This is a genomic window from Opitutaceae bacterium (assembly GCA_041395105.1).
Taxonomy (GTDB): Bacteria; Verrucomicrobiota; Verrucomicrobiia; order Opitutales; family Opitutaceae; genus B12-G4.
In genome coordinates, this window is record JAWLBB010000011.1 from 27,936 (window position 1) to 51,216 (window position 23,281).

Here is a 23,281-nt window from a genome sequence, read left to right on the forward strand (position 1 = left end):
TTTTCAGACCCAGGCGCGCAGGCGACCCGCTCCTCTCAAGGGCACGGGAACCGGATTCAATCCGGCAGGTTGGCGGCTCTTGCCGTTTGAGGCCGATTCCACCCGGAGGGGTGAAGCGGCGGGAGCGGACTCACGATTGAAAACGTCGGTCTTCCGACCACCGTCATGAGAATGGTTATCCTCCCCCGGGGAACTCTCGGGATCGGCGAAGGAGAGCGTCTGGAACCTGAATCCCCGCTCAACGGCATCCTGGGAAAACTGGGACCATTGCTGACGGAAGGCGGCTTCCAGGCCGGGAACATCGGTACGAAGCAGGGTGTGGATTTCTCCACCGTCCCGGACCAGGCGGATGCGGATACGGCCGCCGTCCTCGAGGCGAAGGCTCATGGAAAGCCGGTTCTGCCCCTGGGCCACAGCCTGCTCTGCCAAGCGGTGAATGTTCTCGAGAACGGCGACCGCATCGGCCTGACGCGATCCGGAGATCGAAGGGGTCGAAACGGCCGTGGAGACCAGCGTGGTCGAACCGGATTCGGCTGAAGAACCGCCAAAGCCCGCACGGTCGATGTGAGGCAGTCCTTCAACTTTCGCCAGATCCGGGTTGGAGGAGATATTCAGGGTCGGACGGAGCCCGCCCCGTCCTTCGCCCAAGCCTTGCAGACCATCGGTCAGCCGCGACCGGCCACTTGCGAGGGCGATCGAAGGGTTGGGATTATCCTGGGGACGACGCATACGGATTCCACCCAAAGCATCCTTGATGCCATCATCATCCTCCAGGTCCGTAACTGATTGTACATCTTGTGGTAGAAAATTTTTCTTGTTCGACAGAGGAGGTCGGACCGGATTCCGACCGGCAGTTCCGACCCCGGTGGATCCGGCAATATCTGCCGCCTTGGGCTCGATCGGAACCTTTCCGGCCGCATCGGTGGCTCCTTCAGGGGTGCCGGCGGCAAACCGGCCGGGTTCGGGTCCGGTTTCGGCCGGCAACACCCGGGGAGGAACACGTCCGGGATCTGCCGGCATCGACAAGGGCGCCTCCAGGGCCGCAGAAACCTCATTCCGTTGGGCGGGATTCTCCAGTCCGACCGGCCCGGCCATGGCCGGAGGCACGGTCGGAAGGTTCACGGGCACGGGCCGAAAGAGACCGGGATCCGGACTCGACCCGTCTGTCTTCTCGCCGCCCGCCCCGGACCCCGATGACATCGCAGCGGTGGTGACCGGCGGCCGGGTGACTGGACCGATGGGGGAATCCGGCGGGAATTGCGGGAGGGGGAAAACCGCTGCGGCCGGATCCGGGTCGGCGTCCGCTGTTTCGGGCGCACGGGGACCCTCCGGGTCCCCTTCGGTCGGCATGGGTTTGGGCGGGGATGGAGAATCAGGGCCGAAGGCCCGGCTCCAAACCTGGCCAAAATCGCGTCCGGCATCCTGCCGGTCTCTTGCCGGACGGTCTTTGCCGGCCAATTCACGCGGTCCCCCGTCATTCGGACGAGGAGAAACCGGATGGGCGGGCACCGGGAAGCCTGGGAATGATTCCATGATCAGGAGTTTGTATCAACATTTTCCTTACGAGCGAGGCGCAGTCGGTTCGAGAGAACGGCCGCCCGCTTGACCAGGAGGTCGGCCTGACCGGTCTGGGTGGTCATTTCCTCAAAGATGGCGCCGACCACATCGGGCTTCATGTGCATCATGATCTTCACGACAACATCGTCCTCCATCTCCTGAAGGATCATGAGGGCGGCGGCGGGCGAGAGATTGGAATAGGTCACGGCGAGACTCTTCAGGTTTTTCTCCTCGGTCAGGCCGACCTCGACGATGCTCTCCTCCAGGCGACTCCGGAAGGCCTCGAGTCGCAGACGGGTCTGCTCCAGTTCGAGGCTCTCGGCCCGAACCCGTGCCTCGATTGCGGCCAGTTCGGCCTTGCGTTCGTCCAGGGCGAGGCGCTGGGCCTTGAGATCGTCAACGAAGGCGTCGATCTCCGGCGTCCAGAAATCCCAATAGAACCGCGCGGGTTCATCGGACGGGATCTCCGCGGTTCTGGCGGGCTCGCTCTCCCCGGGTGATTGCAGGAACCGAAGGACAAGGAAGGCCTGGATGCCGAAGAACAGGACGACGGCCAACAGTCCGGTGAGGAAGGAGGTGGAAAAGAGACGTTTCATGACGGGTTCACGATTTCTGTCGGAAACGGGCGTTGAAGAGGTCTTCGATCTCCCGCTCGAGACTTCCCTGGAGATCCTTCTGGAAGGCTTCGTGCCGGCGTTCCTTTAGTTTTTCGATGACCCGTCGTTGCTGCCGGCACTCGAGCAGGCGGGTGGTTTTTTCTTCGCGCACCTTTCGGGCGGCCCGACATTTCTCGTCGATCTCCCGGCGGTTGCGGTCGAGGTGATTGAGATGCGCCCACTGACCGACTTCCCGGGCGGCATGCCCCCCGGCCCGCCGATCGACCACCCAGGATGAGAGGGACTGCTCTATCTGCTGGTCGATTTCGGCCAGACTCCGCTCGAAACGACGCTCCCTCGCGAGAGCCTGGGCAAGTTCGGTCCGCGCGCGTTCCTCGTCCCAGTTCCTCAGGGTGAGGACGGATTCGAGTTTGAAGCGAAAGCCCTTCATGCGAAGACCTCCCTCAGGCCCTTGAAACTTGACTCACGACCGGTCAGGTCGGCGGAGTCCTGCTTGAGCAGCCCGTTCAACCGGTCGTGCAGGTGGATGGCGCGGTCGATCTTGGGATTGGCTCCGACCTGGTAGGCGCCCAGATTGATCAGGTCTTCATTTTTCCGGTAGACCGACAGGAGATCCCGAGCCTGGCTGGTCAACTCGAGTTCGCCGCGGGAAAGGACATCATTGGCCAGACGGCTGACGCTCTCGAGGACATCGATGGCGGGAAAGTGATTGGCGGTGGCAAGTCCGCGTGAAAGCACCAGGTGGCCGTCGAGGATGCCGCGAACGGCATCGGCAATCGGCTCGTTGAAGTCATCCCCCTCAACCAGGACAGTGTAGAAGGCGGTGATCGATCCGCTTTCCCCCATCCCGGTTCTCTCCAGGATCCGGGGAAGGATGGAAAAGACCGAGGGGGTGTAGCCCCGGCTGGTTGGCGGCTCGCCAACGGCCAGTCCGATCTCCCGCTGGGCCATGGCGAAGCGGGTGACCGAATCGAGCAGAAAGAGCACACTGGCGCCTTCGTCGCGGAAGGACTCGGCGATCGCGGTGGCGGTATAGGCCGCACGGAGCCGGACGGGAGCCGTCTGATCGGAAGTCGCCACGACGACCACCGACCTGGCCATTCCCTCGGGCCCGAGATCCTGCTCGATGAACTCGCGCAACTCGCGGCCGCGTTCCCCGACCAGGGCAATGACGTTGACATCCGCTTCCCCACCCCGGGCCAACATGCCCAGGAGTGTGGACTTGCCGACGCCGCTTCCTGCGAATATGCCCAGGCGCTGCCCACGCCCGACGGGGCAGAAGAGGTCGATGGCCCGGACCCCGGTGCGAAAGGGTTCGTCGATTCGACGGCGGCGCAGAGGATTGGGGGGATGGCGTCGAAGCTGCCCGTCCCGGGGTGCGTCGAGAACGCCAAGGTCGTCGATCGGCCGGCCCATCCCGTCAAGGACGCGGCCCAGCAGGTTGCGACCGGTGGGAATGGCATTGCGCTGACGCCGCAAACGAACCTCACATCCCGGGTGGATGCCTTCCATGTCGCCCAGAGGCATCAGCAGGACGCGGTGCTCACGGAATCCGACCACCTCGGCAAAAACGGTGACGCCGTGTTCGTCCGATACGATTTCGCAGACGTCGCCCAACTTGCCCTGCGGCCCATCGCTCTCGACCAGCAGGCCGGTGACCTGGGCCACCCGGCCGATGTGTTCGAGCGTCTGGGAGTGGGTGACCCGGTCCTCGAGGACACGAATCCAGTCGGCCTCGGCCACGGTCATACGGAGCCCTCCATCGACGCTTCCAGCCGCTCAAGTTTCCGTGAGAGCCGGCCATCGATCTTGCCAAAACGGGTGATCGCCTCGCAACCGCCCCGCTCGAGCCGGCCGTCCGCTACCAGGCGCACGCCGGGATGACGCTCCGCCATCGAAGGATCCAGATCGCGCAGCAAATCCAGATCGGCCGGATTGAGCCGAAGCTCGACTTCGCTCGGATCGACTCCCGACTCGATGAGCACGTCCTCGGCCATCCGGGCGATGCCGGCGACATCCCACTCGATGCCGGCGATCATCCGGCGGACGACCTGGAGAGCCAGCCCGGGCAGGGCGCCGCGAATCTCCAGAACCGCCTGATCGAGCGCCTTCTCGGCATTCTCAAGGAGCAACGCCCGCATCTGATTGATTTCGTTCCGTTGCTCAAGAATCTGTCGGTTGACGTGATCGGAGCCCGCGTCATAGCCGCGCTGATACTCGGATCGCAGCAGTTCTTCAAAGCCATCGCCGCCACGGCGGGCCGCGGGACCGTCATAACGGATCGAGACCGACTGGAGCGCGCGATCGAAACGGATCCGTTCAGCTGACAACACCGGCCCCTCCCTTCTCGAGACTGATCTCCTCCTGCTCCTCGAGCCGGCGGACGATCTGGATGATACGGTCCTGAGCCGCCTCCACATCCTTCAGTCGGACCGAGCCGAGCATTTCGAGCTCCTCCTTCAAAGTCTCGGCGGCCCGCTTGGAGATGGCACCGCTGATGGCGTCATTGAGCATCGGGGTCGCTGTCTTGAGGGCGAGGACGAGGTCGCTGGTATCGACTTCGCGCATGATCCGCTGGAGGTCCTTCTGTTCAAGGCGGACGAGGTCGGCGAAGCCGAACATCTTCTTGCGGATGGCGTTGGTCAGCTCGGGGTTCCGCTCCTCCATCCGGGTCAGGATGCTCTTGCTCTCCTCGCGATCGAGGCTGTTGAGAAGCTCGGCTGCCGGGCGCACCCCGCCACTGGTATGCATGGTCAGCTTCGCGCTGTGATCCAGATTGACGGTCAAGGCCTTGGCCACCTTGTTGACCAGTTCGAGCGAGGTGGCTTCGAGAGTGCCAAGGCGCTCAACCACATCCTCGCGGACGTCGGCGTGAAGCATGGGCAGGATGGCGGCCGCCTTCTCCATCTCGAGGTAGGAGAGGACGAAGGCGATGGTCTGGCTCTGTTCGGTCTTGATCAGGTTGAAGATCTGCTGGGGCTCCATCTCACCGATTTCCTTGATGCAGTCGGCCGAATTGCCGCCCGGCGAGATGCGTTCAAGAATGGAAGCCGCCTTGGTGTCGCCCTTGGCCAGCTCAAGGGTGCGCCGGGCGAACGCCGCGCCTCCGGCCAGGGAGGAAAAGCTCTCCATGATCAGACTGCTGAACTCCTCGATCACCTCCTGCTGGACCTCGGGTTCGACCACGGGGAAGTGGGTCATCTCGCGGCAGATGGCTTCGATTTCGGGGTCCTCAAACTGGCGAAGAATCTCGGCCGCTGTTTCCGGACCGATCACGATGAGGAAAATCGCCAATCGCTGAAGCTTGGTCAGCTGCTGATAGCTTGTTATCGACATTTTGGAGACGGGCTATTTCTGGCTGCTGGCGGACATCCACTCCTTCAGGGTGTAGCCGACATTGGCGGGCTTCTGCCGAATCAGATCGTTGAGAAGCTCGGGAGTGATTTCCGAGGACATGTCGAGGGATCTGCCTCCGCGCCGGTCTTCGTCGGACCGCAGCAATTCAAACGACGCCTCGCTGGGTTTGTGACGCTTGAGGAGGCGAAGGAAGAAACCAAAAGCTCCGACCGCGAGGACGACACCGACGAGGCTGCGCCCCAGATCCATCCAATGGTGGAGCTTCTGCTCGTCCTGGAGGACACCGACGGTCTCAACAACCGGATCGTCGGCAAAATCGATTTCCTGGAGGGCCACGATCTGGTCAAGGCTCTGATTGCGGGCCGGGGCGATTCCCAGGGCGTTGATCACGATCTGTCGCAGGGATTCGAGTTCCTGCGCACTGCGGGGTTCGGCCTTTCGTTCGGCACCCTCCCCCGTCGTCTTCATGGCGACAAACACGGCCGCGGTGATCCGGCGGATATCGCCGCCCACCCTCACTGTCTCGACGGTTGAGCGGTTGATCTCATAACTGTCGGTCCGCGTCTTGCGCTTCTCCTCGGCCATGGTTGCCGGTGAGGGTGGAGCTCCTCCGCCGGCCTCGGGAGACGGCAGATTGGCGGAGGCCCCCGCTCCGGGAGTTGAACCGACATCGCGCGACGAATTGGTGTCCTCCGTCGTGGTCTGGCTCCTGAGAACCTGGCCGTCGGGATCAAATCGCTCCTCAAAGGTGGTTGACTGGCTCGCATCGACATCCACGGAAACCCGGACCACGGCATTTCCGGGGCCCAGGGCGACATCCAGCATGCTCTCGACCTTCTTTCCGAAATAGTCCTCAACCTCGCGGCGGTAGCGGATCTGGCCGGCGGTGAGTCCGCCAATGGATTCCTCCTTGAGTGCGTCACTCAGCACATTCCCGCGATTGTCCACCACAACCACGTCGTCAACGAGCAGCCCCTCGACTGCGTTGGCCACGAGTGAACGAACCGAATCGACCGCTTCAAGATCGAGCCGTCGACCGCCGGTTTCCACGAGGACCGAGGCGGTGGCACGGGCGCTCGCTCCCGTCACCAGAAGCCGATTCTCCGGCATGACGACCATGACGCGGGCGGATCGGACTCCGTCGAGCTGGGAAACCGTCCGGGAGAGTTCACCCTGAATGGCCCGAAGGTAATTGGTTCTCTGGACAAAATCGCTGATCCCGAAATTTCCGCGGTCGAAGATCTCGAATCCGATCGCCCCCCCGGTGGGAATGCCCTTGGAGGCAAGATCCATGCGGATCCGGTGAACCTGATCGCGGGGAACCATGATGGAGCCCCCGCCGCCTTCGATTCGATAGGGGATCGACTGGGCATCGAGAGCGGCTGCAATGTCTCCGGCATCCTTCGGATCGAGTCGCCCGTAGAGAAGCTGCATGTCGGGTCGTGATGCCCAGGCGAGCATTCCGGCCATGGCCGCGATCACCACAACGGCGGCAAGCGAGAGGGAGATTCTCTGATTCAGGCCGAGCTGACGCCAGACCGACCAGAGGTTATTGAGAAGATTGGCCATGCCGGATCAGGGAAGAAGGACGTTCGAAGGGTTCATACGGGCATCCGCATCAATTCCTGGTAGGATTCGACCAGCTTGTTGCGCACTTCGACGAGGAGAGAGAACGCCAGGCCGGATTCCTGCATGGCGATCATGGATTGATGAAGATTGTCGGTCCGGCCGAGCATCAGGTTTCTGACCTCGGAGTCGGCGGCTTTCGACTTCCCGTCCACCTCCCGGACCAGGGTGCCGATCATGTCGGTGAAGGAGGTCGAGGCCGGATGGGTGGCCGGGCCGGTCAGTCCGAGCCCACCGGGCTTTTCCACATCACCGACTCTGGGGAGGCTGCCGGGAGCCTGGTCGGGGATCTTGATCTGTCCCGGAAGTTCCCGGACTCCGTAGGCGGCGTTGAGTGACTGAGCTATCGGGCTGATCATGAACCGGAAAAACAGGGTTATTGACCGATCTTGAGGGCCTTCTGGGCCATCTGTCGGGCGGTCCTCACGACTGAGAGATTGGCCTCGTAGGAACGCGAAGCCGTCATCAGGTCGACCATCTCCATCGCCAGATTGACATTGGGCATGCGAACCATGCCGGAGCTGTCAGCGTCCGGATGGGATGGATTGTAAACGAGAGGTCCGAGAGTCTTGTCCTCGGTCACCTGGCCGACCCGCACCCCTTTGGCCCCCTGGCCTCCCGCCCTGGCCATCTCGGCTTCGAAGGAGACCACCTTCCGGACATACGGTTCGCCATTCGGCCCCCGGGTGGTATGCGCATTGGCGATGTTCTGGCTGACCACATCGAGTCTCACCTTTTCGGCGGAGAGCGCGGATGCGGTCACATCAACTGAGGGAATCAGATTCATCATGGCTCAGATAGATGGGGTTCAAGTGACCCGGCCGGTGATGGCCGTCTTCAGGCGCATCAACGAGTTGCTCGCGTATTCCGTCAGGAATTCGTATTCGAGCGAATTGCGGTTGAGCTCGAGCAGTTCGCGGTCGAGTTCCACATTGTTGCCGTCCGGCCGACTCGCCCGGGCCTGAACGTCCGCCAGCGCCTTCATCTTGATCGCGCCGGCACCCTTCAGGTCGCCCTTCTGAATGAGGCTCTCGAGCTGCCGCCCGAATTCGGGATCGAGATCCAATCGCCTGAAACCGGGCGTTTCCGCATTGGCCAGATTGGTCGCGATCAGCTCATGGCGGAACGCGGACGCGTCCAACATCTTCTTCGCGAGGACATAGTTCTCGCTGGCCATGATACTTTCGATCATGCCAACGACTAAGCAAACCCTATGCCTCAGAGATGGAGGTTCGCGTAAACATCTAATAAACAATAATTAATAATTTCATGTTTCTTGTCTATCGCAGTTCTGCCGCCCCTACCGGCAAAAACTGCCCAGTCGCGGTCCCCGATTTTTCCGTTGCGGAGGCCGCCCAAAAGAGTGTTCTCAACCCATCGATTGCCGCGCCGGCGTTGCCGGTCCCTCCGAGTGAAAACCGAACCGCCCAAAACCACCGACAAACGGACTCCCCGATCCTACCGGGAGCGATGGGAGGATCTGCTCGACCTGGTCCCGGGCGTCTACTTCGAACAGCGGTCCGACCTGACATTCATCGAGATCGGTCCCGGCCGGGAAAAGTTCTTCGGGCACCGCGCCGACAATCTCATTGGCCGAACCGACCTCCTCCTTGCCTGCATCCATGAGGACGACCGGGTCGGTGTTCTCAACTGGTTGAAAAAGAATGCCGCCAACTCGGGAGTTCTCCGGACAACCTACCGCCTCGTTCATCCCGACACCAAAGAGCTTTTCTACGTCGAGGACATCCGCAAGAAGATCGGCCGGAAGCCCTCACGCTACCGCGGGGTATGGATTGACCGAACCAGTCAGATACGCGCCGAGAAACGGCTGACCTACCGCGCCTGGAAGGAAACGGTCTCCACGGTGACCAGCGGCCTGCTTCACGACTTCAACAACGTGGTGGCCGGGATCTTCTCCCTGAGTGAACTCTACCATTCCCTTCTCGAACCCGGACACGAGATGCACGCCGGGATCGGTCAGATCAAGGCCAGTTCAATGGAGGCGCAGAAACTGGTCCGGCGGATCATGGAGCTCAACCGCGAGGTTTCCGGGGAAAGGAGCCTCTTCAATCTGGAATCTCTGATTACCGACCAGTTGGATTTCCTGAGGGCGGTTCTCCCCCGTGGGACGCGGATCGAGGATCACTTCACCGGCGAGGAGATTCCGGTGCGGCTGGACGACGTCGGGTTTCGGCAGGTCCTCCTGAATCTGGCCACAAACGCCCGCGACGCCCTGAAAGAGCAGGGAAGGATCGAAATCACCACCCGCCGGCATGATCAGCCGTCCGCAGGGCCGGAAGGAATCATCCCGAAGGATTTTCACTACCCGGCCGGAAGCGTGGAGATCATCTTCCGCGACAACGGCAACGGGATGGCGCCGGGAGTGGCGGAGCGGGTGTTTGATCCCTTCTTCTCCACCAAGGAACCGACCAAAGGCTCCGGTCTCGGGCTCTACAACGCCAACCTCTTCGCCGAGGCCAACAAGGGCCGGATCGGGGTCGTCACCCGCAGCGGAGAGGGCACCGCCTTTCACCTCGTCCTCCCGCTCGAGACGTTTGAGAACCCGGAAGAGGCCCCGGCCCCCCCGCCCGCTCATCCGACGGATCGGCGGCATCTGCTGCTCTACTCATGGGAGGACGCCGGGCATTCCGATCTTGTCGGCCGAATGCGGGAACAGGACTGGCAGGTCCTCACCCTGACCCAGGCGCAGCGAGCTCGAGAGCACCTCGCGCAATCGGTCTTTCCGGTGGACATGGTGGTGATCATGCGGATCGCCCTCGATGAAAACGCAGATCGACTCCTCGAGGAAATCCGATCGCAATGGCCGAAAGTGAAGACCACCGTCATCACCATGGGAGACGACCCTGAGCAGGTGCCCAGAACGGTCGCCGAACAGGCGGACCTCGTCTTGCATCACAATCTGAAACTCTCAACCATGATGAAGCGCCTATCCGCCCTGATGGGCTGACCCGCCATGTCCCGTCCCGAATCCGAAAACCCGAAGATCCTCCTGCTCGACGACGACGAGATCATCCTTCTTGCGATCAAGGAGACCCTTGGTCGGGAGAATTACGACATCTCCGTTTTCTCCAAGGCGAGTGACGCCCTCGAGGCGATCCGGGAGGATCGTTTCGCGGTCATCGTATCCGATCAACGGATGCCGGAGATGACCGGGTTGGAGTTCCTTCATGAATCCAAAGCCCATCAGCCCAATGCATCCCGCATCCTCATCACCGGCGTGCTCACGCTCAACACGGTGATCGACGCGGTCAACAAGGGTGAAATCTTCCGGTTTCTGGCCAAACCCTGGATCCGTGAGGAATTGATCGCAACGATCCGCAATGCCGTTCAGCGCTTCCAACTGCTCGATGCGAACGAAAGGCTGCGGGAGGACACCCTCCGTCTGAATGAGAAGCTGGTCACGGCCAATGCGGAACTGAGGGAGAAACTCGAGGCATTGACCAAGGGGAAAGAGGATCTCGACCGTGCCAACCGGACCCTCCGGACCAATTTCGAGCACTCCCTCGAACTCTGCCATCGACTGATTGAGACGTTCCACCCCGTCCTCGGACGTCAGACAAAATCCGTTGCCACCGTCTGTCGCCAGATGGCGGAGACGGCGGGGATGTCCGACGAGATGCGCGACGTCCTCATGACCAGCGCCTGGCTTCACAATATCGGCATGGTGGGCATCCCCCGGCAGATCTGCAGCAAGTCGCTCAAGACACCGGAAGCATTGACCGAGACCGAGCGACAGCTGCTCCGGCACCATCCCATCTACGGGCAGACCCTCGCCGCCTTCGTCAATGACCTTCGGGCGGTCGGCGAGACGATTCGGGCCCACCACGAGAGATTCGATGGCGGTGGCTATCCGGACGGTCTGTCCGGACGGGAAATCCCGGAAGCGGCCCGCTATCTCGCCGTGGCGGTGGCGTTCGTTGAGTCCAACGACTCACGCGACCAGGCGATTGAGAGCATTCTCAGGGATTCCGGTGTCGCCTTCGACCCCGAGGCCGTCCGCCTCTTCCTCAAGGTTTCCAACCGCACATCCCTTCCCCGGAAGGTCCGGGAGATCACCCTGGACGAGCTCGGACCCGGCGTCGTGCTGGCCCGTGGCATCTACACCCCTTCAGGATTACTCCTCATCTCGGAAGATAAGGAGTTGACCCCATTGACGGTGAACAAGATTCGTGAACACAATGCGGTCACGCCCATCACCCAGCGTCTCCTGATCTATCAACCGGATTGACTCGACGGCCGAGTCGGTCGAATCCGCCCTCATTCCCTCATTTTCTTCATCAAAGCGCGCAAGTCCGGAAGCTTACCTCCGATACCTATACCAGGCGAAGGACGGACCATCGCTTGACCCACCGCCATCCCTCAGTCGGAACCCAATAACAGAACTTCCATGAAGCTACTTGTTGTCGATGACGATCCCGCGATCCGTTCGCTTCTCCTGACGGTCTTCGGCGAAAAGCACGAAGTGTCCCTGCTTTGCGATGGGCACAACGCCGTTTCCGTTCTTTCGGACCCCAACCACGACTTTGATTTCGTGATCATCGACTACAAGATGCCCCGCCTGAGCGGAGAAAAAGTCATGGAGTTGCTGGCCGCCTGGCAGAACATCAAGACGAAGTTCATCCTGATCTCGGGATACACCTTCGAACAGAACCAATTCCGCTTCCCGAACCTGATCGCCTGTCTGGCCAAGCCGTTCAGCATCAAGGAACTGGTGGCCCTGATCGAAGCGCCCGATACGAATCCGGCCACGACCCGACGCTGATTTAGGGAAGGAGGTCGCCTCATGACCACGGAATCCGATTGCGTGCCCCAGCCGACGACCCGGTCGCTGAGCGAGGCTCTCTCCCAGTGGCCGACTCCCGCCTGTCTGGTCGACGGCGAAGGTCGTGTGGCCGCCGGGTCCGCCGGCTTGGCCGAACTGACCGGGACCGCCCTTGATGACCTCAAGGGTCTGGATCCGCAGCTATTGATTCAGGGCATCGGGGACGGGCATGCCGCCACCTGGATGGCCGAGATCGTGGATGGGGACGGCGACCGGATCGATCTTCTTGTGGTGGAGGCGGGCGAAGGACACCTTTCGGCCTCCGGGCGCACCGTCCTCTCCCCGGGTCTCAGCCTGGATCGCCTGGCCGCGATCGGTGAAGTGGCTCCGCCACTTTTCCACGACCTCAACAATATGCTCGGATCCATTTCAGGGATCGCCGAACTGGCCGCAATGAAACTACCCGACGGCGATCCGATGAAGCAACGCCTCGGCCGGGTTGTCGACACGGTGATCCGTGCCAGCGCCCTTGGACGCCAGATCAGCCTCCTGGTGCGGACTCCTCCGGAATCCCCCGCAAGAGTCGAACTGATCGAACTGGTCGAAGAGGCCATGGTCCTGGCCCGCAGTTTTCTCAACCGCGGTATCACCATCGAAACCCGCTGGCCTGAGCATCCTGTGGCCACCGAGCTGCACCCGAGCAGTCTCCGTCATCTGGTGGTCGAAATTGTTCTCGCCGCCGGGGTGGTTCTCCAGGACCAGGAGGGCAGCATCACCTGGACGATCGCCAAAGGCGGTCGGGAAGACACCGGTCGTCCGACCGCTTGTCTGACCGTGACAGCGGCTCCTCTCCGGGACAGCGACAATCCCGCGGATCCCGCAGACTCCACATCTCTTGCCTTCACGCCCGGTTTCTTCCGAAAGATTGCCACGATCTCGAGCCTCGCCAATAGCTTCGGCGGGCACGTCGACCCTGTCCGTCTAGAAGCGGAATCCGGTTTCTCCCTGACGTTGACCCTTCCGGTCTGCGAGAACACCGCTCTCTGAAGACGGCGCTTTCTTCCCGCCGGCGGCCTGCCCATAGGCCTTGGCCACACGTCCGGGGAGGACAGGCGCATAGTCCTGTCGCAGGGTTGATGAGACCGTTCCCTTCAGGATCATCCGTTCATTTTCCCGGTCGAGCATCAGAATCTGGAGCATCCGCTTCCTTGCCTCTTTGACCCTCGCCGCCGATTCGGGATCGAGTCGGGCCGAGGCGCCCCCAATGCTCTTGAGTCGCACAAGTGACTCGTCCAATCGGGACAGGAACCCCTGTTTTCTCTTGAGAAAACCTTCGTCGGGCAGCCCCCCGGTCGCCCGCAGGATGGCGCTTTCCTCAAGGAAAAGCGCATGAATCTCCGCAAGGAGTTTCAGATGGGTTTCGAGGATTTCTCTGGCTGGCGCGCCCTCACTCATGAATCGGAAGTATCACTTCCAACCATGATCCTGAACCGTTCGCCGTAGTCGAGCATCCATTTGACGTGGTCACTCCTCCAACGGGCCAGATCGCGCAGAGAGGCATCGGCCCGGACCAGATCCGCGTCCGTGACCGGCAATCCTTTGAGGATGGCCTCGTAGGCTTCCAGTGCCCGCTGGGGCAGTTCGAGGTGCTCAAAGCACAACCCGATCTGGTAAACTGCGGGCCAACGCCATTCGGTGTCGTCACTGAGTCGGGCCAGCGCCTGGTAGATGGTCAGGGCGCTCAGGAAATCCCCCTGCTTATAGAATCCGTTGGCCAGCTCATTGCCGGTCCTCCTCTTCCAGTAAATGGATTGCGCCTGATTTCCGGACACGTCGGATATCTGGGAACCGAGCAGGTCGACGACGACATCGAAAGCCTCCCGTTCCCGGCCCAGAGCTTTCAAGCCGGCCGCCAGATAATAGGCCGATTCCAATTGGTAGGGACCGGACGGATCCTCGTCCCGCAAGGCGGCAAATGAATCCACCGCGGCCTGGAAGTCCCGTGTTTCAAAGGCCACACAGGACAACCGGAAGCGGACCGTCATCCGATCTTCCGGAGACAGGTCGAGCAGTTCGATCTTGCGATAAACCGCGGCCGCCTCCGTGATGCGGCCCTGTTCGGTCAGCATTTCCGCCAGTTCAAAACGCGCCTGGGTCGCACGCTGCCGTGCGGCTTGCAGGTCTTCGTTTCCGTCGCGCATGGTCGCGTTGAGCACCCTGAAGAAACGGGCGGAAGCGATCTCGTAGGCTCCCTGGCTTCGGTAAAGAATACCGAGCCTGAGCAGGATGCTGCTGGCGGCGGGATCCCGCGGATAGGTCTGGAGGAATTTCTCAAGAATGATGATGGCCCGGGAGGCGTCCGCTTCGCCAAAGAGGTCCGCCATCTCCAGGAGGGCATCCCGTTTCTCCTCGATGGGAATGGGCAGACTGAGAAGCTCGGCAAAGACCAATTCCGCTTCGTCCTTCTTGCCCTCCGACCAGCGCTTCTTTGCGGCGTCCAGAAGATCCGCAGAACCATGCGCTGCCTGAACCACCCGGACCGTCGGCTCGGGCAAGATCGCGGGCTCGGCCGCAGTTGACACAGAATGGACCTCCGCCAGGAGAGGACCGCCGGAGGCAAGGCAACTGATCAAAGCTGCCAGACCGCCGATCCGGCGGACAGAAACCGGCCCGCGGGCCGGTGGAAAATGAAGGAATGAATGTGAGGAGCGAACTGACCGTGGAATCATTGACTGGTATAGGTGGCGGAACTCGATGACCGCACTTCCGGTTGGGCGGGATCGAACCTGAGTCTGGCAGCCGGGTAGGCCACGCCTCCCCGCAAACCGTCCAATTTTTCATCCTTGAAAAAGAGAATGACATCCTCCGGATGGATCCGGGGACTTGAATAGGGTGAAACCGAGATCTCCGGCAGGGGGTCCGCGCCAACCGAAATACGGATGTCCCGGTTTCCGGAATCGCGGGTCGGAGCCACACCCCCGTTGGCACGGCGTTCCGACTCGGCCACGACGTAGGCCTCCGGGTCCCGGGCGATTTCCTCGGAAGCCGGATAGGTGGGTCGGGATGCCTGCGTCCGGACGACCGGAGCCGTCACTCTCATCGCGACGGGACCAACCACACGCAGGTAGGCACTCGGGGCGGCCGCCGTAGGTGATTCTCTCGAATCGGAATCCGAAGAAGATAACAGGAAGGGACCCTGAGAGCGCGGAGCCGCCTGGCCGTTCGTTCCGATCATCGCGGCGGAGGCGACAAACAGGATCTGCAGGGAAAGGGCGGGCAAAAGGGAGGTTCTCGACGTAGCGGCCCCCATCCTTGGGCCGGGTCGGAGACATCGTTCCATCCATGGATTGAGTTTCACAATCATAACCTTCGGCTGCTCTCCGGGGTATTCAAACAGCGTGGCCGGATGAAGATTCAAACTTCTGTAAAATCGCAGTGAACCGGGTGCAGCCGATCTCCGCGTGGCGCGTGACCAGCGGTGGACACCGGACGGATTCACTTCGGCCCATCCGAAACCAGAAGCGGGCTTGCCCCTGATTTCTCCGTTGGTAAGGTGATGGGATGGGCGGTGCGCCTTCATGCATCGCCTTTCCAACCTAAGTGTGGTGACATCCTCAGAAGCATCCTGGAACGGCCTCCGCAAAACGGACATTCTCTCCCTCCTCGAGCAAGCGCTCGATCATCTGGAAGAGGGCGTCATTGTCACTGACTCGGGCACCCCCGACCGTGGGCCCCTCATCTGTTACGCCAATCGGGCCTTCAGCCGCATGACGGGCTATGCGGTCGCCGAACTGGTCGGCCAGTCGCCTCGCCTGCTCCAGGGACCGCGGACGGACACCGAAGTCACGGCCCGACTCAAGGAGCATTACGAAGCCGGGGACCGAACCCGCGGCGAGTCCGTGAACTACCGGAAGGACGGGAGCGATTTCATCATGCAGTGGCAGGTCTTCCCGGTTCAGGACGCCGGAGGAAGGACCAGCCATTACATTGGAATCCACAAAGACATCAGCCGGATCCGCCGACTTGAAGAGGACCTCCTCCAGGCACAGAAAATGGACGCAATCGGTCGCCTGGCACGCGGCATCGCGCACGATTTCAACAATCTTCTCGCGGTCATCCTTTCGTTCAGTGAACTGCTTCTTGAGGAGCCGGGGGACCGCACCTCCCTGACCAACTACGCCGGAGAAATCCACAAGGCCGCACGGCGGGCGGCCGGGCTGACCTCCGAACTGATGGCTTTCAGCCGTCGGGACGACACCCAACCCGAGCTTCTCGACCTCGGGATCGTTCTTGCTCAGATGGCACGGATCATCCGGCGGATTGTCCCCGAAAACATCGAAGTGATCGAACGGGAAACCCGTGATCGCGTTTTCGTCAGGATCAACCGGACCGCGTTCGAGCAGGCCCTCGTCCACCTCGCGACCAATGCCCGGGACGCCCTTCCGGATGGAGGCCGGATCACGATTGGACTCTCCGTCCTCGAAACGGAGGATTGTGACGACATTCTTCCGGAGATCACCAACCCGCGTTCCTTTGCCATCATCACCTTTGCCGACAACGGTTTGGGCATGACCGACGAGGTCGCCCTCCGTGTTTTCGAGCCTTTCTTCACCACCAAGTCGATCGGCAAAGGCACCGGGTTGGCTCTCGACGACCTACGCCACCGTCAAGAACGCCGGCGGTCATATCAAGATGGAGAGCCGTCCGGGGAAGGTACCTGCGTCACCGTTTACCTCCGCGGGAGACGACCGGTGAAGAACCCACGGCCTCCACCCTTCCCCCGGAGCGCCAGACCATCGCCAATCAGGTGGCCATCCTCGTGGTCGAGGACGACGAAAGCATGCGGGAATGCATCGCCGGAGTGCTCTCGGTCTACAACTACGAAGTCCACTCCGTCGCGTCGGCCGAAGACGCCCTGGCGACCTACGAGTCGAAAGCCCGGAACTTCCGGCTTCTCCTGACCGACCTCGTCCTTCCCAAGATGAACGGTGCCGGCCTGGCCCGGCGCTTCCTCGACAAAAATCCCGAGCTTCGGGTTCTCTACATGACCGGCTACGAGGAGGAATCCCACGGCCTGACCGATCTTCCCGGCAGGGTGGCCCTGCTCAGAAAGCCTTTCTCCCTCAACCAGGTTCTCACCACGGTCCAGGAGGCGCTCCGGTCCTGAGTCGGCATTGATGTATCCAGTAAATGGGTGCATCGGATCAGGGTAGCGCATAAATCTCCGCCAGGACCAGACCCGTCCCGAGATCGGCACTTCGGACTTTAACCGTGTAGACTCCCGGCTCCAGCCAGGTCAGGAGGGCGGCATCCCGACTGCCCTGGAAAAGGGGGAACGCACCCACTTGTTCGCTCAGGCTCTCGACGAAGGTCCGATCGCCAGTCTCGTCCCAATCGTCGTTCGAAGCGACGCGGACGCCGCCGCGGTAAAGATCCAGGAACGGATCGGCGAGGACACCGTTCAACCCGAATTGTTCGAGTCCCGGGCCGACGCCCCGAACCAGGACCCGGCTCGGGACTTCGCCCAGAATGACGAAACCCACGATGGCCATTTCGTCGCCACTCCCGATTCGCAGACGGGTTGAGAGATTGACCAGGCGGTTTCCTGTGGCCGGAGACGAGAGATCGGGGATCAGGTAGACTTCAGTCAATCCCAGCCCCGCCCCGGCGCCCGATGTCAGATGAACCGTATAGGATCCGGGATCCAGGTTCAGGGCCAGGGCTGAATCCGCCGAAGCCGGATCCAGGGGAAAGGCGCCCGCCAGGGCACCCCATGAATCGATGAGCGCCGCAGACGGCGATTCTGCCCAGGGACCGGACTCGGCCAGTCGAACGGCCCCCCGGAAAAGCACCTGTTCCGCCGAGGCGAGAGCATGGGGAATCCCGAACGATTTCAAGCCCGGGCCGATCCCACGCACGAGAACCGGGGATGGAGCACTCCCCTCGAGGACAAACCCCGTCACCATCACAGCGGCATTCCGACCCGCCACCCCGCGCAGGGAGGTGTTGCGCAGAAAGGCGGTGCCCTGTTCCCCGTCGCGACGGCCCCCAAGGATCCGCATATCGCCTTCCGCAGGCTTCCAGGAACCCGAGAGCACCCGGGAGACCGGATCAAGGTTCAGTCGAAGGACTCCCCGTTCAAGGTTCAGTTCGACCCGGCCGGTAGAATCCAGAATGCCTCCGGACGCTCCGAGCCATTCTCCATCATCGAGGGTCAGAACAAACCGTCCCGCATCATCGGCAATGAGCAGCAACTCTCCAGATACCGTTCCCGCAAGACCGGCCCGATAGAACCCACCTGTGGAAACCATCGGCTCGGCTTCCGCCCGCACGCCCTGGAGTTGGCCGCCATTCACCGTGCTGCCGATGACCGCGTCCTTCTGCAGCCGACCGGAACCAACCGGGTCACCCGGAGCGGGACCGGAGTCGGTTGTATCGATCTGGTCAAAGCCGAACGCCCCGTCCGACCCGACCTGAAGGTCGTCATCGCGGATGGCACCGCCGGCTCCGTCGAAACCGAGAAAAACGGCCGATCCACCCTCCCTGACAAAAAGGGCAAACCGTCCCGACCGCCCGACGCCGACAATCTCTCCCATCCAGACGCCGGTGAAGTCGACCGGCACAACCGTGATGAGAAAAGGCGCCGTCCGGACGGATCCGTGGTCATTGGAAATCTCGATCTCATACCGGCCGGAATCCCCGAACCCGACCTGGGGCACGACCCGTTCCGGAGTGTCCTGTCCGGAAAGCTCCACCCCGTCACGGAACCATCGCCAGATCATGGGTCCCGGCCCATCGGCGGAGACGAAAATCTCGAGACGGCGGCCAAACTCGATGGCCCGGGATTCCGGCGAAGCGAGAATCCGGGGAATCCCGTCCCCCACCTCGACTCTGGCGTGTCCGCTGAGAGCCACCCCAAGGCTGTTTGAGGCCTGGATCCAGTAGTCTCCCGCATCCGCCGCCGTCACCGAGGCAATGTCGAGAACAGATCCGTTCGCGCCGGCAACGGGTTTCCCATCATGATACCATTGGTATCCAGGTGCAGGATACCCATCGGCTGAGGCGGACAACTGGAGCGGATGTCCGATCATCACAAACTGATCTGCAGGGGACGTCAGGATCCGGGGCGGGGACTGGGGTGGGACGACGGTCAGCACGGCCGGATCGCTCTCGATCGTGCCAAGACGGTTCGAAATCCGAACCCGGTAGGAGCCGGCGTCTTCGAGCGAGACCGGGGTGAAACGCAGACTTGCCCCCCGTTGACCGGACATTTCCTCTTCATCGTGGAACCACTGATAGGTTGGCGGGGGCCACGAACGATCGGTCACCCGGAGTTCAAAAATCTGCCCGGCCACCAGATGCGCGCCAACCGGCGGCTGGAGTATCTCGGGAAATCGGTCCTCCGGCTCGATCGAGACGACAACCTCCTGACTGCGCACTTCCCCGAAAGCGTTGGAGACGACCACCGAGTAGAAGCCGGAATCGCCGGTTGATGCCGGGTCGAGAACGAGAGCCGGACCCGAACGATCCTGAAGCCACCGGGCGCCCTTGAACCAGCGAAAGACCAGGGGTTCGGAACCATCGGCTTCAACCGCCAATTCGACCCGCCCACCCTCGATTCCCGCCACGCTGGCGGGCTGAACGACAATCTCCGGTGGCTGATCCACCGGCAACACCTTGAGGAAGGCAATCCGGCCGGTGATCGCACCCGCCGGATTGAAGACGGTAACCTGATAATGTCCCTCATCCACTTCGGTCACATCCGCCAGATCGAGACGACTGTCGGTTGCATCCTCAATGGGGGCGCCGTCGTGGGTCCAGAGATAGGAAAGCGGCGCCGTTCCCGTGGCGGAAACTTCCAGCACTACATTTGAACCGGCCAGCACCTCCTGATCGGCGGGATCGACAACGATGGCCGGCGGGGTCATGATCGAGCGGCTGGCCAGAACCTGTCCTCCGGAACTGACTGCGTGGAACATCCGTTGGCCGAAAGTCACCGAATTGAGCTGCTGAGCCGTGCCCACCTCGGCCTGAACCCAGCTTTCACCGCGATCAATCGAATAGATCACGGTTCCCCGGTCTCCGACGGCAACAAAGATGCCGTCGCCAAAAGTCACGCTGCGCAGGGAAGCCGTGGTCCCCGAGTTGCGCACCGACCAGGTGAGGCCATCATCAGAGATACGCACGGAACCTCCCCCGCCCACCATGACATAACGCTCCCGCCCGTAGGTAATCGACCGGGCTGAACCGGTAAAGCCGCCATCATGCCGCTCCCAGACACTGCCGTCGGTCGAGGTCCAGATCTTTCCCTCATTCCCCGTGATGAACTGGTCCCGGGCAAAACAGACGGCATAGAGATTCGTGCTTATTCCTTCGACGACAGCGCTCGACCAATCGTCCAGGCCATCCGAGGCGGTCGCTATCCGACCTCCGGTTCCCACCACGACAAAACGGCCGTTTCCGTGAGCGGCCCCCCAGAAGGAGTGACCGGCCAGGGCCTGTGACCAGACCAGACGGTCGTCGCTATGGCCTATCCCGAACTCATTGACCTGACCGACCACGATCCGCGACCCGTTCAGGGCAACGCTGTAGGCGCCGCCCAGACTCTCCACCGCCCGATCCTCCAGAACAGAAAGATTCACGTCCCAGGCAACCTGGCGGCCCGGACCGACTGCGACATACTCCCCGCGATCCGCGCCATAGGCGACCGACCAGAGAAGGGAGGCCCCGAAGGGTTGGTAGATGTTCCATTCCCTCTGCCCGTAGAGAGGTAACAGACCCGATCCCAGGAAGGAAACGGCCCACAGGACCCGGACGATCAGGGCAATCGGAGGCTGACCGACGCGGCGGCCGGCGCAGAACTGGATGAAAATACTCAAGGCGGTTGATCTGCACAGCAGATTTGACGCCAGCCGAGTCTTAAATGTCATAACCAATTGTTCTAAAGCATTTTACAATACTCTATTACTGTGGAAAGTGAGGGATCTCCCCCGCGGAACAGGCAGATCTTGCCCAGTTGGTGTCAACCGGTTCCACCCGACCGGCTGGCGGAATCACCCTAAGCCGATGTCCCACCCGGCGCTCAGGCCCGCCCCGGTTGTGATGCGCGGCCGGGATCTGCTATGCTCCAAAACGTCAAACGCCGATCGGTTCACGACTGACATCGCACCGATCAGTGGGAGACAGTTCATTCCTGGTACATGCGGTTCATCGGACCCGCAACTGGTGGGCAACCGGTTGCGGGTTCTCCGTTTATCGGTGGATCTCTGGAAAAGCCCCTTTACCTTCGCCGGAACCAGCGCGAACGTCTCCGCGTGAGTCTCAACCGTTATGAGCAGATGCTGCTCGACTATGTCCACGAACACCCCGACGAAACGGATTTCTGGCGCAACCAGGTCACCGCTCTGCGCGAAAGCCACCCCGAACACATCCGCCGGGTCGAGGAATTGAACCGAATGCTCTGGGGCTATTACGTTGAGCGGGGACGCCATGTCGCGCGTTTTGCGACGGTCTTTTCCCGTGAGGGCCATGCCACCATAAGCATGCGCAATCTCGCCGAGTACCTGATCGAGAGATGGTCCCCCCCAAGGGGTCGGATCGGGTAGCCGGCCTTATCGACCGGCTTTCAGCTTCTCGCGGGCCGCATCGCCAATGAGGCGGGCAATCGCCTCGTCCCGCATCCGATCGGTGCAGATCAACAGGTCGTATTCATGAGGATCGCCGTTGTCGGCGGCAAAATGTTGCCTGACGAATCGGCGGCTGGCCGCATCCTTTTTCCGGATCCTTTCGCGCGCCGCCTTCTCATCCAGGTTGTGATACGCACAAACCTGCGCGATCCGCCGTTCGATTGATCCGATCAGACGGACATGAAGGACTCCGGGCATCGATGCCGTCATCAGATTGGCCCCGCGTCCCACCAGGATGACCTGACCCAGGGAAGCCAGTTTCACGACTGTCTCAACCGTGTGATGAAACAGAGTCCAGCTCGAAGGATGCAAACCGAGGATCTCCTCGATCGTATCCGTAAGCCCGCCCACCCTGTCTTCCTTCAGATAGCCCTTCAAACGATTGGGAAGATTATGATCCGCAAGAACACGCTCCACCAGGTTTTCATCAAAAACCGTCCACTGGCATCCGGAACCCGGAAGGATCTCATCGAGGTAACCGGCAAGGATCCTGCCGATGGTCACCGCGCGGGATCCGGTTTCCCGCGAGATCGTGACCGCAGGTGCCACCCGCCTGGCGCGGTCCCGTCGTTTACCGCCTTCAGTGAGTCGACAATCGATGTAATGCCGACATAGCTCGAACATCCGGTCGTCCTGCATGAGTCGCCTTTCAGCTACAAGATGAGACCAAATCTCCGTCCACGCAAGAACAGGTGCGCAAAGAGCATTGAATGAGGGAAGCCAGGCAGGAATCCCTCCCCTCCAAAGCCCGGGATCACAGAAAGGAGAAGACCGGCCCGATCATCGGAACGTGACGATCTCCGCAAAGGGTCGCCTCGAAAGCGCCGGTACTTTCACGTCCTCGGCCGGATAGCCGACGACCAGCAGGAGATAGGCACGTTCACTCTTCGGCCGGTCAAGAATCTGATTGAGGAACCCCATCGGGCTTGGAGTATGCACCAGACAGGCCAGGCCTGAGAGGTGCAGGCAGGACACCAGGAAACCCGCAGCCAGGCCGACCGATTCGTTGACGTAGTAGTTCCTTGACTGCGACTGGTCCGCCTCAGTCCGGTGACTCTGGGCAAATACCGCGATCAGGACCGGAGCGGTTTCCAGAAACGGTTTCTCGGACGTCGTGCCAAATGGCTGAACTGCCCGCAGCCACTCATCCGGCGCTCGCCCTCCATAGAAGGCCCGCTCCTCCTGTTCAGCCGCATCCCGAATGCGCTTCTTCACGTCCGGGTTCTCAACCACCACAAAGTGCCAGGGTTGGCGATTGGCCCCGCTCGGAGCCGTTCCCGCCGTGCGCAGACAGGACTCAATGACTTCACGCGGAACGGTTTCCGATGAGAATTCCCGGACGCTTCGACGACGACTCAATTCTTCGAATAGATGCTGCGCAGTCTCGCGCATTTCAGAGACGGGCACCCGCCGATAATCACTCCACTTCTTGAAGTCGCTTTCACTCGCCATCTCATCCCCCTACCCCAGGGGGATCGATCTGACAACCTCCCAATGAAACCACCGAGGGATGAGCTAATCCCCCGGGTAAGCAAATCTACTAACTTGATCGCCGGGCAGAAATCACCGGACCCTCCGAGGAGTTCGCTCCACGGGACATTCCAGAGCGGGTGGTGCCGAATCCCGCCAATTCATGCCGGGAAGGGCCAAGAATA

23 protein-coding genes are annotated in these 23,281 nt (G+C 61.5%); 7 read left to right on the plus strand and 16 right to left on the minus strand.

What is annotated here, in order from left to right; translation table 11 throughout:
- Positions 1–3: 3 nt before the first annotated feature.
- The 10 genes from R3F07_19865 to flgB all read right to left on the minus strand — a co-directional run bounded on the left by R3F07_19865 (position 4) and on the right by flgB (position 8,349).
- Complete coding sequence (locus R3F07_19865; GenBank protein ID MEZ5278648.1) at positions 4–1,350, minus strand: hypothetical protein; 1,347 nt, start codon at positions 1,348–1,350, stop codon at positions 4–6.
- A 185-nt stretch (positions 1,351–1,535) separates the two neighbouring features.
- Positions 1,536–2,153: a hypothetical protein gene (locus R3F07_19870; GenBank protein ID MEZ5278649.1), complete on the minus strand. Its 618-nt coding sequence runs from the start codon at positions 2,151–2,153 to the stop codon at positions 1,536–1,538.
- Positions 2,154–2,160: 7 nt separating this feature from the next.
- Positions 2,161–2,604 (minus strand): flagellar FliJ family protein, encoded by a 444-nt coding sequence (locus tag R3F07_19875; protein ID MEZ5278650.1) that lies wholly within the window; start codon positions 2,602–2,604, stop codon positions 2,161–2,163.
- Positions 2,601–3,923: a FliI/YscN family ATPase gene (locus R3F07_19880; protein ID MEZ5278651.1), complete on the minus strand. Its 1,323-nt coding sequence runs from the start codon at positions 3,921–3,923 to the stop codon at positions 2,601–2,603. Before R3F07_19880 ends, R3F07_19875 begins: the two co-directional genes overlap by 4 nt.
- Positions 3,920–4,507, minus strand: a complete 588-nt coding sequence (locus tag R3F07_19885) for a FliH/SctL family protein (GenBank protein ID MEZ5278652.1) — start codon at positions 4,505–4,507, stop codon at positions 3,920–3,922. Before R3F07_19885 ends, R3F07_19880 begins: the two co-directional genes overlap by 4 nt.
- The gene (gene fliG, locus R3F07_19890; protein MEZ5278653.1) at positions 4,494–5,510 is read right to left on the minus strand and encodes a flagellar motor switch protein FliG; all 1,017 of its coding nucleotides are present in this window, start codon (positions 5,508–5,510) and stop codon (positions 4,494–4,496) included. The genes R3F07_19885 and fliG overlap by 14 nt, the downstream gene beginning before the upstream one ends.
- A 12-nt stretch (positions 5,511–5,522) precedes the next feature.
- A complete protein-coding gene (fliF, locus tag R3F07_19895) occupies positions 5,523–7,100 on the minus strand; it encodes a flagellar basal-body MS-ring/collar protein FliF (GenBank protein MEZ5278654.1) in 1,578 nt (525 codons plus the stop codon).
- Positions 7,101–7,132: 32 nt separating this feature from the next.
- The gene (fliE, locus tag R3F07_19900; protein MEZ5278655.1) at positions 7,133–7,516 is read right to left on the minus strand and encodes a flagellar hook-basal body complex protein FliE; all 384 of its coding nucleotides are present in this window, start codon (positions 7,514–7,516) and stop codon (positions 7,133–7,135) included.
- Positions 7,517–7,533: 17 nt separating this feature from the next.
- Positions 7,534–7,947, minus strand: coding sequence for a flagellar basal body rod protein FlgC (gene flgC / locus R3F07_19905; GenBank protein MEZ5278656.1), 414 nt, complete (start codon positions 7,945–7,947; stop codon positions 7,534–7,536).
- A gap of 18 nt (positions 7,948–7,965) precedes the next feature.
- On the minus strand, positions 7,966–8,349 hold the full coding sequence (gene flgB, locus R3F07_19910) for a flagellar basal body rod protein FlgB (protein MEZ5278657.1): 384 nt from the start codon (positions 8,347–8,349) through the stop codon (positions 7,966–7,968).
- 219 nt (positions 8,350–8,568) lie between these two features.
- On the opposite strand from flgB, the gene R3F07_19915 reads away from it, so the two are divergent.
- From R3F07_19915 to R3F07_19930, 4 genes are all read left to right on the plus strand, one after another.
- Positions 8,569–10,125, plus strand: coding sequence for an ATP-binding protein (locus tag R3F07_19915; protein ID MEZ5278658.1), 1,557 nt, complete (start codon positions 8,569–8,571; stop codon positions 10,123–10,125).
- A 6-nt stretch (positions 10,126–10,131) separates the two neighbouring features.
- Positions 10,132–11,406 carry a response regulator gene (locus tag R3F07_19920; protein MEZ5278659.1) on the plus strand — a complete coding sequence of 425 codons (1,275 nt, stop codon included), beginning with the start codon at positions 10,132–10,134 and terminating at the stop codon, positions 11,404–11,406.
- Positions 11,407–11,565: 159 nt separating this feature from the next.
- On the plus strand, positions 11,566–11,940 hold the full coding sequence (locus R3F07_19925) for a response regulator (GenBank protein ID MEZ5278660.1): 375 nt from the start codon (positions 11,566–11,568) through the stop codon (positions 11,938–11,940).
- Positions 11,941–11,961: 21 nt separating this feature from the next.
- Positions 11,962–12,987 carry a hypothetical protein gene (locus R3F07_19930; protein MEZ5278661.1) on the plus strand — a complete coding sequence of 342 codons (1,026 nt, stop codon included), beginning with the start codon at positions 11,962–11,964 and terminating at the stop codon, positions 12,985–12,987.
- Here the strand turns inward: R3F07_19930 and R3F07_19935 are convergent.
- From R3F07_19935 to R3F07_19945, 3 genes are all read right to left on the minus strand, one after another.
- On the minus strand, positions 12,922–13,395 hold the full coding sequence (locus R3F07_19935; protein ID MEZ5278662.1) for a hypothetical protein: 474 nt from the start codon (positions 13,393–13,395) through the stop codon (positions 12,922–12,924). The genes R3F07_19930 and R3F07_19935 overlap by 66 nt on opposite strands.
- Positions 13,392–14,522 (minus strand): tetratricopeptide repeat protein, encoded by a 1,131-nt coding sequence (locus tag R3F07_19940; GenBank protein MEZ5278663.1) that lies wholly within the window; start codon positions 14,520–14,522, stop codon positions 13,392–13,394. Before R3F07_19940 ends, R3F07_19935 begins: the two co-directional genes overlap by 4 nt.
- A 143-nt stretch (positions 14,523–14,665) precedes the next feature.
- The gene (locus tag R3F07_19945; GenBank protein ID MEZ5278664.1) at positions 14,666–15,220 is read right to left on the minus strand and encodes a hypothetical protein; all 555 of its coding nucleotides are present in this window, start codon (positions 15,218–15,220) and stop codon (positions 14,666–14,668) included.
- Positions 15,221–15,545: 325 nt separating this feature from the next.
- Between R3F07_19945 and R3F07_19950 the strand changes: the two genes are divergently transcribed.
- Positions 15,546–16,901 carry a PAS domain S-box protein gene (locus R3F07_19950; GenBank protein MEZ5278665.1) on the plus strand — a complete coding sequence of 452 codons (1,356 nt, stop codon included), beginning with the start codon at positions 15,546–15,548 and terminating at the stop codon, positions 16,899–16,901.
- Positions 16,802–17,107, plus strand: a complete 306-nt coding sequence (locus tag R3F07_19955) for a response regulator (protein ID MEZ5278666.1) — start codon at positions 16,802–16,804, stop codon at positions 17,105–17,107. Before R3F07_19950 ends, R3F07_19955 begins: the two co-directional genes overlap by 100 nt.
- A 37-nt stretch (positions 17,108–17,144) precedes the next feature.
- Here R3F07_19955 and R3F07_19960 read toward each other — a convergent pair whose 3' ends face one another.
- Positions 17,145–20,819 carry an immunoglobulin domain-containing protein gene (locus R3F07_19960; GenBank protein ID MEZ5278667.1) on the minus strand — a complete coding sequence of 1,225 codons (3,675 nt, stop codon included), beginning with the start codon at positions 20,817–20,819 and terminating at the stop codon, positions 17,145–17,147.
- 321 nt (positions 20,820–21,140) lie between these two features.
- On the opposite strand from R3F07_19960, the gene R3F07_19965 reads away from it, so the two are divergent.
- Entirely contained in the window at positions 21,141–21,545 is a 405-nt protein-coding gene (locus R3F07_19965; GenBank protein ID MEZ5278668.1) for a hypothetical protein, read from the plus strand.
- Positions 21,546–21,551: 6 nt separating this feature from the next.
- On the opposite strand, the gene R3F07_19970 is transcribed toward R3F07_19965, so the two are convergent.
- Both R3F07_19970 and R3F07_19975 read right to left on the minus strand, forming a co-directional pair.
- Positions 21,552–22,250, minus strand: coding sequence for a cytidylate kinase-like family protein (locus R3F07_19970; GenBank protein ID MEZ5278669.1), 699 nt, complete (start codon positions 22,248–22,250; stop codon positions 21,552–21,554).
- A 156-nt stretch (positions 22,251–22,406) separates the two neighbouring features.
- Positions 22,407–23,078, minus strand: coding sequence for a nitroreductase family protein (locus tag R3F07_19975; GenBank protein ID MEZ5278670.1), 672 nt, complete (start codon positions 23,076–23,078; stop codon positions 22,407–22,409).
- Positions 23,079–23,281 lie beyond the last annotated feature (203 nt).